Source organism: Roseibium sp. (genome assembly GCF_965233565.1).
Lineage (GTDB): Bacteria > Pseudomonadota > Alphaproteobacteria > Rhizobiales > Stappiaceae > Roseibium.
The window spans coordinates 3,814,939-3,827,651 of record NZ_OZ247494.1 but is presented as its reverse complement, the minus strand read 5'-3'; the positions used below and the strand labels follow the sequence as shown (position 1 = coordinate 3,827,651).

Sequence of the window (12,713 nt, the reverse complement as noted above, 5' to 3'; positions counted from 1 at the left end):
CGCTGCAGGCGCGACTTTATCAATAAAGTCAGACGCTTGATTGGTTTTGTGCTCGCTTCCACTCGCGCTGATCCGCTGGGTTCCGGATCGGCGCGCAGCCACGCTGCACTTGTCCGGAATGACGCGCTGAGGGTTTGTCAGCAGTTTGAAAGCCCGGCAAGTTGCCGGGCTTTTTCAGTTCCGATGCAAAAGCACCCGATCGAAAAAGGCAGACAGCGCGGCATGCGCCTCCAACGGCAGGACCTCGGCGACGTACTGGTCGGGGCGCACGATCACCAGGCAGCCGGCGTTGCGGTCGATGCCGCGCAGATCGAAGATGTCCGGACCGTCCTTCAGATCCGGGCAGAAGACCTTTTCATAGTCCTTGAGACCATAGCCTCCCTTTTCCGGCAGCAGAAAAGCATGCATTTTTTCAAGCGCGAGGTCGCGATGTCCCTGCTGAAAGACAGCGCGCACATCTAGGATGGAGTCCGGATCCTCCCCCGTCCTCGTATGTCGCAGCACCGGAGAAGCCGGATCGGACTGCAGAAAATCGCAAAGCTGCCGAACGGCGCAGTCTGTCCCCCCCGGATCCGTGTGACCACCAAAGGCGAAAATCCGCCAACGGCCATCCGCCTCAACCACATGCCCCAGATGAACCGGTTTGGCATCGGCCAGGCGAATGACCGGCGCCGAATGAAACCGCATGCCGGTGACAAAGCCCCTGGCCAGGTGCTGGTGCGTGCCATCACCGGTCAGAACGGACGGCTGATACAAGGTGGCCGTGCCCGCCGTATAACGGCCGTGCTGGACAAAGTATTTCTGCACGTCCGCCGGATCGACCCCATCCGGATTTTGCTCCGACTTCACGGGCGCACTGACCAGACGCGCCCAGTCACGGTCGAAATCGATCAGCGTCTGTGCAATCGCCCGCCGTTCGGCCGAGTAGGTTGAGAGCAGATCCGGTCCGCTCCGGCCGGTCAGCACATGGGCCAGTTTCCAGCCGAGATTGAATGTGTCCTGCATGGAGACATTCATGCCCTGCCCGGCCTTGGGGCTGTGTGTGTGACAGGCATCGCCTGCAATGAAGACCCGCGGCAGGCGCTCCCTCACCTGATCCTGAGGCACATCGTCGAACGCATCGCAGATCCGCTGGCCGATCTCGTAAACCGACCACCAGGCGACTTCCTTCACCTCCAGTGTATGTGGCGCCAATATGCGGCGAGCGGCCTCAATCAGGTAGCCAACCGTGATGTTCCGGTTGGCAACGCGCTCATCCGGCTTCAGCTTGTCGAGTTCCACATAGATGCGCACGAGATAACCGCCCTCGCGCGGAATGATCAGGATGCTGCCTTCGGCCGCGGACTGCACCAGCGCCTTGTAGCGGATATCCGGGAAGTCGGTGACCGCAAGCACGTCCATGACACCCCAGGCCTGGTTGGCGCTGTCGCCCTTGAGCTCTCCACCCAACAATTTGCGCACAACGCTGCGTGCACCGTCGCAGCCGACAACATATCTGGCGCGGACGGTTTCAACCTCACCCTCGTGGCCCGGGTCCGTTCGTTCAAGACGCACTGTCACGGGATGGTCTTCTGCCGAGGGCGCCGGGTCGATCTCAAGGCTTGTCAGCTTGCGGTGGTAATCCGGCTCCAGGCGGTTGGGCGCGTTCTTCATGATTCCCAGAAAATGGTCATGCACACGGGCCTGGTTCAGGATCACATGGGGGAACTCCGAAAGGCCGTCCTCGACATCCTGAACCCGGCCGCTGCGTGCTATCCGGGAGGGCTCTTCCGGGTCCGGTTTCCAGAACACGGTCTCATTGACCCAGTAGGCCTCCCTTTCGACCCGTTCGGCAAATCCAAAGGCGTTGAACATTTCCATGGTCCGGCACGCGATCCCGTCCGCCTGTCCCAGCTTCAATGGCCCGGGTTTTTGTTCGACGATCCGAGTTTGGATCTCCGGGAACGCGGCAAGTTGAGCCGCCAGGGTCAGGCCTGCCGGGCCACAACCGACGATCAGGACATCAACTTCCTCCGGAACGTTTTCCGAACGCGCAGGACTTCCGGTTCTCTCTGAGATCGCCGGGTCCCCTGCCTTGAAACCGTTCAGATGAAACTGCATGACGCGATGTCCTCCCAATTCGGATCCGGGTTCTGAATGTGCCGACTTCACGCTGCTTTCAGCGGCTTCCCGACCGCGTACCAACCGGCGAGGCCACACCCTTCAAGACCTCCCTTCGTGGCAGATCCCTCGACGCATTCAATTTAATCAGTATACTGACTAAATAGAGGGCGTCAAATTTAATCAGTATACTGATCTTTTAATCCCGGAGACGAATGTGACCCACCTGAATGACATGCCCGGACACCTGATCCGGCGACTGCAACAAATCGCGGTGGCCGTGTTTCACGCGGAAGTCGAGGCAGCGGGTATCGACCTGACACCGGTGCAATATGCGGCGCTCGTCACGATCGCAGCCAAGCCCGGCATCGACCAGATCACCCTGGCCGGGCTGATTGCCTATGACCGGACCACGATCGCAGGTGTGGTCGATCGCCTGGTGCAGAAGGGCTTTCTTTCACGCGAGGTGAGCGAAAAAGACCGTCGTGCGCGCGTCCTGCATATGACGCCAGAGGGCCACGCCGCTCTTGAAACACTCACTCCAGCCGTCGCAACAGCGCAAGATGTGATGCTCAGCGGCCTGGAAAAAGAAGAAGCCGAGACCTTTTTGCACTTGCTGCGCAAGGCGACCGACGCCGTCAACGATCTCAGCCGCGCGCCATTGCGCGGCCATCGGAAAAACGGTTCCTGATGCCCAAAACGAGCGAACACGGCAGACAAAAAGTTTAACCAATGCGAGCATTGCTTTTCTGACGCAATTTATAGAATAGTTGCCACGGCTGTCCCTCTCCTGCTGCAGCAGATTTGGGCTGCCGGTTGGCGGAACGGCGCCGATCTATCGGGGGAGCATTGGCGTGACGGACAGCACAAGTGAACCAGACGTTTCGAGCGAACCGTTCGAGCGCGACAAGGACGGTCATCCGGTTTTTGTTATCGGCTTGACCATGGCCGGCGCAGTCTCTGCCGGAGCCTATACCGCCGGTGTGCTCGACTATCTGTTTCGGGCGGTCGATGCCCACAACGACCTGGTGGAAAAACACAGAGACGACGGCAGCAGCGCCGCTCCCCGGCACAAGGTAGTCATCAAATCCATGACCGGCGCCTCGGCAGGGGGCATGTGCATCGGCCTTGCCATCGCAAGCCTCATCAAGGCCCGAATGGACAACCCGGGCCGTTTGCAGGCAGGTTATTCCTTCCCTTACAAGACCGCGCCTACCGAGACTGCTGGGGCCGCCGAAAGAGCAAGTCAGCAACCAGCAAAATGCCACTACGTGCTGGCGCCGATCTTCGACGCCTGGGTCAAGAACATCACGCTTTGGGAGCAAAAAGCCGGAAGCCAGACCTTCGAAGGCTTCCTTGGAACGGTTGATCTCGACGATCCGGACAAGCTTCTGATCGGCCAGCCTGCCAAACCCGAAACACCCTATGTCCGTTCCGTTCTCGACAGCACCCATATCGATGAAGCCGCCAGTCCTTGCCTTGATGGCATCAATGCCCTGGCCGACGGAATGCGCTACGATTTTCTGGCAGCCGATCTCGATATATTCATCACCAATACGAGCCTGAACGGCGTTGTCTACGAAGTCCAGTTTTCCGGCAAGAACGACAGTTACTGGATGCAGAAGCATGATGCGGTTCGCCATTTCCGGATCCAGGACCTGGGTACAACTGCTTTCCCTTCGCCGTGGCTGATCCGGTGGCGGGACAAAGGCATAACACTCGACCCGAGAGAACGAGACCCGGCCGGGCATGTGCCCTTCCTGTCGGACAAAAAGTCCTCCTGGTACGCGCTGACGGTGTCCTCGATTGCGTCGGGTGCCTTTCCCCTTGGCCTGGCCCCACGATATGTGGATGCAACCGCGCTCCAACTCGGATCCCTTGATCCGGACAAACGCTATTCAGAAGGTGGAGCTCTTCCGCTGGAGCTGCCGGAGCCTTTTTTGAGCCCGTTGCCACGTCCCAACTTTGGCAACGAAACCAAGAAAGCTGACGACAAGACCCCGTATATCTCCGTTGACGGTGGCGTCATCAACAATGAACCCTTTGAACTTGCACGCTTTGCCATTCGCCGCTCAGCCAAATCCGGCGAAGCCAGGCTGCTTGACAATCCACGCGAGGGCGACCGTGCCGATCGGGCTGTCATTATGATCGATCCGTTTCCCGAAGGCGCGCACTATCAGCCCATGACGGAAAAGGCCGCTGAAAAGCTCAGTTCCCTCCTGATCAGCGTCGGCAGACTGTTGCCGACCTTGATCAGCCAGGCACGCTTCAAACAAAGCGAACTTCTGAACGCTCAGGAAGACAGCGTCTATTCCAGATTTCTGATTGCTCCCAGCCGGAAAGATCCGCGCGACAACAACAAAAACCTGCGCGGTGCCGATGCCATCGCCTGCGGCACCCTGAGCGGCTTCAGCGGCTTTTTCGACGAAAGCTTTCGCGCACACGATTTTGTTCTGGGGCAGCGCAACTGCCAGAGATTTCTGGAAAAGGCCTTTCTGCTGGATGCCGACAATCCTGTCTTGCAGCTGGGCAACGACCACCCCGATGCCGCAGAAGCCCGCGCCAAACGCAAGGATGGCAAGACTCACCTGATCAGGACCCAGGACAATCTAACGCGACGGATTGTAAATCTGGCTCCGGTTGCCGGTGGCGGGCAGGATCCGCTTGTCGACCCGATTCATGAACCGCTTTGGCCCGTCATGTCGCCCGCCGCGCTCATGCGCCTGAAAAAACAGGCCGAAATCCGCTTCGACAAGGTCGCCGGACACCTGGTCAATCTGCGCGCTGCCGGCTGGGTGCAGCGCCTGTTTTTCCGGATTCTCTGGAATGGGCTACCCTGGTTTTTTGCCGGGCCACGCAAATGGCTGATGGAAGCCGTCAGCAGAATTGTCCTGCAAACCTTCACCGAACGGGCTCAGATACAGATCTATGCCAGCTTCGCCGACGACGTTCGCGATGCGCTGGCCTATATGTTCGCCAAGTCAGAGGCCCTGTCGGCAGCCTCGGTGATAAAGGCGATGAAAGAGGACAAGGAAAACGAAGCGCTTGCCAAGGGCGTCAGGATCCCGGCGGTGGCGGATCTGGAAAAAGCGCTGAAGAAGCTTGAACAGGATGGCCTGGCCAAACGAACATTTCTGAGCCTTTACGGTGTCCCGAAATACACGCTCAAGCTTGGCTGAGGGCTCCCTGTTTACCCCGGTATAGTCCGGGTGAAGCCGACGCAGTCCGGCGGGTTTTGCCCGCCTGCGCACGTTCACAGCCCGTCCCTTTACATTTGGCGCCGCTTCTTTAGGCTTGCCCCTACGACGAGTACCTGCTGACGCGGCCTCAAAACTCACCCCGAGACAGAATTGCGAAACGCATCATGACCGAAGCCAAAGCCGGCGACACGGTTCAACTTCACTACAAGGGCACCCTGGATGACGGGTCCGTCTTCGACAGTTCCGAAGGCCGGGAGCCTCTGGAATTCACCGTCGGCTCCGGCCAGATCATCCCGGGCCTCGACCGGGCCATTCCAGGCATGAAGGTGGGTGACGAAAAGACGGTGCGCATCGAGCCGGATGACGCCTATGGCCCCCACAATCCGGCTGCACGCCAGGCCGTACCGCGGTCGAATATTCCGGAAAACGTGCCACTGCAGATCGGCATGCAGCTGCAGGCCCAGACAGATAACGGCCAGATGATGACCGTTACCGTCGTTGAGATTTCCGACGACGAGGTTGTGCTGGACGCCAATCATCCCCTGGCAGGCAAGGTCCTGATCTTCGAAATCCAGATCACCGGGATCAACTGAGCCGGAAGTTAGTGCCGGTTCTTTTCTGTCCTTGCCTCGCTCTCCCGGTTCGCACAGTGACCAGGATGACGAGTTTGGGGCTCTACTGAATATTGAAAAACCCCGCAGTTGCCTGCGGGGCTTTGTTTCAGGCAGCAGGATTTCAGCTGGCGCTTAGTCCATATAGACGCTGCCGTTGGCCTTTTCGACTTCCGCCTTGAAGCTCGCCAGAAGCTCGTTGGCCTTGCCGTCCAGGTTTTCCGCAATGTGGGTTTCGAAAGCCGGCTGCGTTGCAGCTGCCATGGCTGCGCGCTGATCGGCGCTCAGGGCGGTGACTTCCATCTTGTCCATCAGGCCCGCAAGTCCCCGGTCCGACGCCTCGATGATACGCGACAGGCCGCGGCTGGCGGCAACGCAGCTTTCAGCCGCATAGCGAAGCGTTTCCTGCTGATCTTCCGTCAGACCTTCAAAGAAGTCGCGGTTGACCATGAAGGTGTAGGGCGAGAACAGGTGGTTGGTCAGGGTGAGATACTTCTGTACTTCGGAGAACTTGGCAAAGGAAATGATCGGCACCGGGTTCATCTGACCGTCGATCACGCCGGTCTGCAGACCGGAATAGACCTCGCCCCAGGAGAGCGGATAGGCCTGGGCGCCAAGCGCCTGGATGATGGTCTGATGCGAGGGCAAAGTCATCGTCCGGATGCGGATGCCGTCAAAGTCGTCGAGCGACGCGATCGGCTGCTTGGAGTTGGTGACCGCGAAGAAACCGCCCGTGTCCGGGAAACCAAGAACCACGACATCGCCAAGTGTTTCCTCGATATCGGCGGCAAGGGCCTTGCCGAAGTCACCGTCGAAGACTTCGTAGGTGGCCGCGTTGTCGGCAAAGGCAAATGGCAGGTTCAGAACGTCGACGCGCGGATAGTAGCTGGCAAGCGCCCCGGTGGAGGTAAGCGTCGCCTGCAAGACGCCATCACGCACGTGCTGGACGTGTTCGGCGGCCGAGCCGAGCTGGTTGGAACCGAAGACTTCCACTTCGACCGCGCCATTGGTGTCTGCTGCCACGATGTTCGAGAAGACGGCGGTGCACGCATGCGCCGGGTTCTCGAACGGGTCTGTCTTGTTGTCGTGACCGAATTTCAGCACCTTGCCGTCGGCAAGTGCGCTGCCGGCCATCAGGGATGTGACAAGGCCGACGGCCAGTCCTTTTGCGAGCGCTTTCATCATTCTCTCCACTTCTCTTTCAGGTGTTTTGTCAGGTTTTTTGGCAGGTTTTTGCCGTTCTTGTTTTTTGCTACGGGGCGAACCCGAAGGCGCGCGGCAGGAACAGGGCCGCGCTTTCCCAGAAGGCAAACAGGAACAGGACCGCCACCTCGGCGACCAGGAACGGTGCGAGCTTGATGGCGATGCGTTCCAGTTTTTCTCCGGTAACTGAGGACAGGACGAACAGGCAGGCGCCGACGGGTGGCGTCATCAGCGAGATATTGAGGGCAAGCACGAAGATGATGCCCGCATGGATCGGTGACAGGCCGACCTGGGCCGTCAGCGGCACCAGCACCGGCGCCAGGATGATCAGGATGGCCGTGATATCCATGACCATGCCGACGATCAGCAGGAAGCCGATGATGATGGCGATCACAAGATAACGATTGTCCGCCATGCCCAGGATCGTTTCCGCGAGCAGCTGCGGAATGCGCTCGAAGCTCATCCACCAGCCGAGAATGCCGGCAAAGGCGATGATCACGAAGATGACCCCGGTGATCCGTGCGGTGCGCACCAGCATGGTGTAAAGCGCCTTCACGGTCAGGGTCCGGTAGACGAACGCCCCGATGAAAAGCGCATAGGCGACAGCGATCGAGGCGGCTTCGGTCGGCGTGACCACCCCGCCCAGGATGCCGCCCAGGATGATCAGCGGCATCAGAAGCGCCGTCAGCGAGGACACGAAGACGTCCCAGATTTCCCGCAGGTTCGCGCGCCGCTCCGCCTTGGGCAGGCTGTTTCGCGTGGCGCCAACCGCAATCACACCCATGCAGACCAGGCAGATGATCAGGCCCGGCAGAATACCGGCCGCGAAGAGCCCGCCGATGGAGACCCCCATCAGCGATCCATAGACCACCATCAGGCCGGAGGGCGGAATGGTCGGGCCGATGATGGAGCCTGCGGCCGTCACCGCACAGGCATAGTCACGCTTGTAGCCTTCCTTGACCATGGCCGGCACCAGCGTGCGGCCGAAGGCGGCGGCATCCGCCGTTGCCGAGCCCGTCAGGCCCGCGAAAAAGACCGAGGCAAGCATGTTGGTATGGGCAAGGCCACCGCGGAAGTGTCCGACCAGCACCTGGGCAAGGCGCACCAGCCGATCGGTGATGCCGGTGTGATTCATGATTTCGCCGGCCAGAATGAAGAACGGCATGGCCAGGAACGGAAAGATGTTCAGGCCGTTGAAGATCCGGCTTGGACCGATGGCGAGGAACTGGTCGCCACCCATGTGGATCAGACCGATGACCCCGGCTGCTCCGATGGCAAAACCGATGGGCATGCCAAGCAGGACGAAGCCGATAAAGACAAGCGCGACAATCATGCGGACGCCTCCTGAAACGGAGGATTGTCGAGATGGGTACCCGTATCCCGGATCATGACCAGCACGGTCTGGATCACCGCAAGCGCGGCGGCCGTCGGGATAGCTGCGTAAAAGGGCTGCAGGCTGACGCCGAAGATCATGGCCTGGCGTTTGGCACCGCTTTCGGCAAAACCGAGTCCATACCAGAAGACATAGAGGAACAGGGCGAGGATACAGAGGTCTATGGCGATCAACACACCCCGGCGCAAGCCTTGCGGCACCTGCATGATTGCTGCGGTCAGGCCAATGTGATCCCGCCGCGCGATCCCGGAGGACACTGCCAGCATGGCAGCCCAGATCATCAGGTAACGCGCGATAATCTCCGGCCACGGCAATTGCCAGTGAAAGAAATAGCGGTCGACGACACCGAGCCAGACATCCAGCACCAGAAGCGCCATCAGTAAGGCCACAACCGCTTCCACCCCCTTGTTCAGTCTCGCGCTGGTCTTGGCTGCCCAGTCTCGCATGTTCCCCCCAACTCCAAAAATGTACCTTAATTACATTTTCAAAGCAGATTAAGGCATCAGTCAAGCATTTTTTGTTTTTTAGTTACACTTTGGGAGCGATTTGGGCTAGTTTGAAACCCTCATTGACGCGTTTCTGTAATCAAATTACAAATCCTGCAACCAGGGAGATCCATGTGCAGGCAAAAATCAAAACCCCATCCGGCGACAGTTCCAGCGGTCAGGCGGCCATCGATTTGATCTCTGCGCTGCGCGATCACGACGGACGGTTTCCTGCACGAGAGCAGAAGGTGGCCACTTACGTTCAGGCGCACCTGGCCGACATCTCCGACATGACCATTGCCCAGCTCGCCAAGGCTGTCGGTGTCAGCACACCGACGGTTGTGCGCTTCTGCAGAACACTCGGTTGTGACGGGTTCCGGGAATTCAAGCTGCGTCTCGCCCAGAACCTGGCCGTCAGCCTGCAATATATTTCACCGCCGCCGGCCAGCGAACAGGTGGCCAGCGACACCGCCGTCGACCGGGTGCTCGGGGCACTCTATGCAACGGCGAATGTCATGCGTGGCCAGGTCGACCCCGATATCCTGGAAACGGCCGTCTCGGAGATTTCCAACTGCCGGCAGCTGGTGGCCGCTGGCATTGGCGGTGGCTCTTCCATGGTTGCCACCGAAGCTGCCAACCGGTTCTTCCGGCTGGGCATTCCGGCCGTCGCGCTGGAGGACAGCTATCTCCTGCAGATGCGCGCAGCAACGCTTGGCCCGGAGGATGTGCTGTTGTGCATCTCGGCGAGCGGTGAAGCAGAGGAACTGGTCAGCGCGGCGGAAATTGCCGGCGGCTATGGCGCCATGACCATCGCGATTGCTCCAAAGGGGTCGCGGCTTGCGCAGATCTCGAAGGTCTCCCTGCTCATCGATCTGCCCGAGGACCCGGACATCTACAAGCCGACAGCCTCCCGCTATGCCCATCTGATCATTGTCGATGCGATCGCCATGACCGTGGCCCAGGTCCGGTCCACAACCACTGCGGAGAACCTGCGCCGCATCAGGGCCTCCCTGACCGCATTCCATGGCCGAACCGGCCCTCAGCCACTTGGGGACTGACACTGCAAGAAAATTCTGAGGTCAGGGCAATGGCCGCCGCTAGCTGGCCGGCGCGGTCGCCGCCTTCCCCCCCTGGTCACGCACCAGCGTTTCTTCCATGAAAAAGAAGAACAGGACCAGGCCGAGCGTAGCCGTTCCGGCAAGGCTCAGGAACCCGACCGTGTAGCTGGTGAATTCAACTATGTATTCGGCAACAATGTTGCTGAGCGACGCGCCAATGCCGATCAGCATGGCAAGCACGCCCTGGGCAAAGTTGAAGCGTCCCGTGCCGTTGGTGATATCTGCCAGAATCAGCAGGAACACCATGGCAAAGATGCCGTTGGCGACGCCGTCAAGCGCCTGGATCGCGACAAGCGCATAGGTGTTGTCGAATTGGGAAAACAGCACTCCGCGCACCGGTAAAACCAGAAATGCGATCAGAAGCAGCGGCTTGCGCCCCCACACATCCGCCTTCTTGCCGCAGAATATTGCCATGCCGATCATCACCAGCTGAGCGGCCACGATACAGGCAGAGGTAAAGGCAATGCCGTGTTCCGCATCGCTGCTTGAAGAAAGCTTCTGACTGACCAGCGGCAGCATGGCCGCATTCGAGGCGTGGAACAGGAAAATGCATATGGCAAATACCAGCAGGCGGCGGTCCTCGAACAGGCTCAGGATGCCCTCCGGCTTCGATCCGCCCGCCTTCGTTTCGTCGACGCCTCCCCTGGCAAGCTCGTGATCGATGTCAGCCTTGTTGATCAGCGTCGTGCAGAAGATCATGCCGCAAGCCATCGCCGCCACCAGCCAGAACACACCAAGCGGCGACCAGGTAAGCGCCAGGATGGCGGCCAGGATCGCCGCACACATGTTGCCCGCGTGGTTCCAGGCCTGATTTGCACTGGTTTGTTTTGTGAACATTGACCGCCCAACCAGGCCAAGCGTGACCGCAGCAATCGCCGGTCCGAGAAAGGCCGATGCCGAACCGATCAAGATCTGTGCGGAAAAAACGGCAAAACTGTCCTTGAACACGAGAATGCCGATCGTGCTGGCCGCGATCGCTGCAGCGCACCCGATCAGAAGCAACCTCTTCCATTTAACAGCATCGATGATGGCCCCTGCCGGGGTCTGCATCACAACCGTTGCAATGCTGCCCGCGGCGAGCGCAATGCCAATGGTCCCGGGCGACCAATGCTGCAGCGACAGAAGGTAGATCGCAAGATAGGGTCCGATCCCTCCCGCCACATCTCCGGCAAAAAAATTGACTCCCAGCAAGGGCTTGTTCAACTGCATGAAATCCGCCTTAAAACCTGCAAATACCAGCCAACCTATACAGGTTATACTGCCAGGATATTTACCCTAAATTCCATATTCCATTCTTGAGAATAATAGTCTACCAATTAATTCCACAACTCACTCAAAGGCAAATTTCGTGTCTTTAAGTTTAATTGTATCTATTTTCGTATTTTTATTTATTGCTATTCGGCAATGGCTGCCGGACTGGGTCAAAATATGGCAAATCATGACCGCGGGGGCCGTTCTCCTGCTTGTGACGGCAAGAATATCGCCCACCGAAGCCTTACAGGCCATCGACTGGAACGTGATCGCCTACCTCTTCGGGGTCTTCGCCATTTCTCACGCGCTGTTCGCTTCCGGAATCTCCGAACGGGTCAGCAACCGGATCTGTGCAGACATGCAATCGCTGCCGCGTGTGCTGTTCCTGTTTTTCTGTTTTGTGACGGTTGTTTCGGCCGTGCTGACAAATGACGCGGCTGCTGCAATCGGGACACCGCTGGCCATCGCCATCGCCGCCAATCTCGGCATCCGGGCAGCCTTGCCGCTGATCGCCCTGTGCGTTGCCGTCACCGTCGGCAGCATGTTTTCGCCAGTCGGCAACCCGCAGAACCTACTGATCGTGGCGGACGGTCATTTCAAGAACCCGGTCGGCACGTTCCTGGTATGGCTCGCGGTCCCGGGCCTGATCTCGCTCGGCTTTGCCCTGTTCTGGTTCTGGTTTTGCCTGGCGCGAGAACCGAAGGGCGGCGCTCCGGAGCATGTCACCCCGGATGCACAGACGATGCGTGCCTGGCCGGCCCTGGCCGCTACCGGCCTGCTGTGCGTTCTCGTCGTAACTGACAGCTTTGCCCATGGCAGTTCCTGGATGCCTGATCTTCCTCTTGGCGCGCTGAGCCTGATTGCGGCCGTACCTCTTTTCCTGTTTTCAAACCAAAGACTGCAGCTCGTGAAGGAAGTGGACTGGCACACGCTGGTTTTCTTCGTGTCGATGTTCATCGTCACCGGCGCGGTTCTCAAATCCGGCGTGCTGCAGACCTGGCTCTCCCCCTGGCACGACCAGCTCGACGAGCGGGCCCTTGTCACGACGATCGCCTTTTTTGGCAGTCAGGTGTTTTCCAATGTGCCTCTGGTCGAGATCTATCTCAATCTGCTGAAAGACCACGACACGGCCACTCTCATGCTGCTGTCGGGGATCTCGACGCTGGCCGGCAATCTGTTCATTCTCAGCGCCGCGAGCAACGTCATCATTGTACAGCAGACGGAAAAACACGGCGTTGAACCTTTTCAGTTCTGGCAGTTTACGCGTTACGTTCTGCCCGTGACCATCGTGTCCTTGATCGCCTGTTATGCATGGGTGGCCCTGATGACTTCCATCATCCGGTGACAAAGTT

General features: G+C 59.1%; 10 protein-coding genes. 5 read left to right on the top strand and 5 right to left on the bottom strand.

What is annotated here, in order from left to right:
• Positions 1–174: 174 nt before the first annotated feature.
• Positions 175–2,100, bottom strand: coding sequence for an FAD-binding monooxygenase (locus ACO6TG_RS17605; RefSeq protein ID WP_422374381.1), 1,926 nt, complete (start codon positions 2,098–2,100; stop codon positions 175–177).
• A 235-nt stretch (positions 2,101–2,335) separates the two neighbouring features.
• Here ACO6TG_RS17605 and ACO6TG_RS17600 point away from each other — a divergent pair, with 235 nt between their 5' ends.
• The 3 genes from ACO6TG_RS17600 to ACO6TG_RS17590 all read left to right on the top strand — a co-directional run bounded on the left by ACO6TG_RS17600 (position 2,336) and on the right by ACO6TG_RS17590 (position 5,893).
• Complete coding sequence (locus ACO6TG_RS17600) at positions 2,336–2,791, top strand: MarR family winged helix-turn-helix transcriptional regulator (protein WP_422378902.1); 456 nt, start codon at positions 2,336–2,338, stop codon at positions 2,789–2,791.
• Between the two features lie 163 nt (positions 2,792–2,954).
• A complete protein-coding gene (locus ACO6TG_RS17595) occupies positions 2,955–5,279 on the top strand; it encodes a hypothetical protein (RefSeq protein WP_422374380.1) in 2,325 nt (774 codons plus the stop codon).
• Positions 5,280–5,464: 185 nt separating this feature from the next.
• Positions 5,465–5,893 (top strand): FKBP-type peptidyl-prolyl cis-trans isomerase, encoded by a 429-nt coding sequence (locus ACO6TG_RS17590; RefSeq protein WP_422374379.1) that lies wholly within the window; start codon positions 5,465–5,467, stop codon positions 5,891–5,893.
• 153 nt (positions 5,894–6,046) lie between these two features.
• On the opposite strand, the gene ACO6TG_RS17585 is transcribed toward ACO6TG_RS17590, so the two are convergent.
• The 3 genes from ACO6TG_RS17585 to ACO6TG_RS17575 form a co-directional block, all read right to left on the bottom strand.
• On the bottom strand, positions 6,047–7,093 hold the full coding sequence (locus ACO6TG_RS17585) for a DctP family TRAP transporter solute-binding subunit (protein WP_422374378.1): 1,047 nt from the start codon (positions 7,091–7,093) through the stop codon (positions 6,047–6,049).
• A 70-nt stretch (positions 7,094–7,163) separates the two neighbouring features.
• Positions 7,164–8,447, bottom strand: coding sequence for a TRAP transporter large permease (locus ACO6TG_RS17580; RefSeq protein ID WP_422374377.1), 1,284 nt, complete (start codon positions 8,445–8,447; stop codon positions 7,164–7,166).
• A complete protein-coding gene (locus ACO6TG_RS17575) occupies positions 8,444–8,953 on the bottom strand; it encodes a TRAP transporter small permease (RefSeq protein ID WP_422374376.1) in 510 nt (169 codons plus the stop codon). Before ACO6TG_RS17575 ends, ACO6TG_RS17580 begins: the two co-directional genes overlap by 4 nt.
• A gap of 173 nt (positions 8,954–9,126) precedes the next feature.
• Between ACO6TG_RS17575 and ACO6TG_RS17570 the strand changes: the two genes are divergently transcribed.
• Positions 9,127–10,050, top strand: coding sequence for a MurR/RpiR family transcriptional regulator (locus ACO6TG_RS17570; RefSeq protein ID WP_422374375.1), 924 nt, complete (start codon positions 9,127–9,129; stop codon positions 10,048–10,050).
• Between the two features lie 39 nt (positions 10,051–10,089).
• On the opposite strand, the gene ACO6TG_RS17565 is transcribed toward ACO6TG_RS17570, so the two are convergent.
• Positions 10,090–11,319, bottom strand: coding sequence for an MFS transporter (locus ACO6TG_RS17565; RefSeq protein WP_422374374.1), 1,230 nt, complete (start codon positions 11,317–11,319; stop codon positions 10,090–10,092).
• Positions 11,320–11,548: 229 nt separating this feature from the next.
• On the opposite strand from ACO6TG_RS17565, the gene ACO6TG_RS17560 reads away from it, so the two are divergent.
• On the top strand, positions 11,549–12,706 hold the full coding sequence (locus ACO6TG_RS17560; protein ID WP_422374373.1) for an SLC13 family permease: 1,158 nt from the start codon (positions 11,549–11,551) through the stop codon (positions 12,704–12,706).
• Positions 12,707–12,713 lie beyond the last annotated feature (7 nt).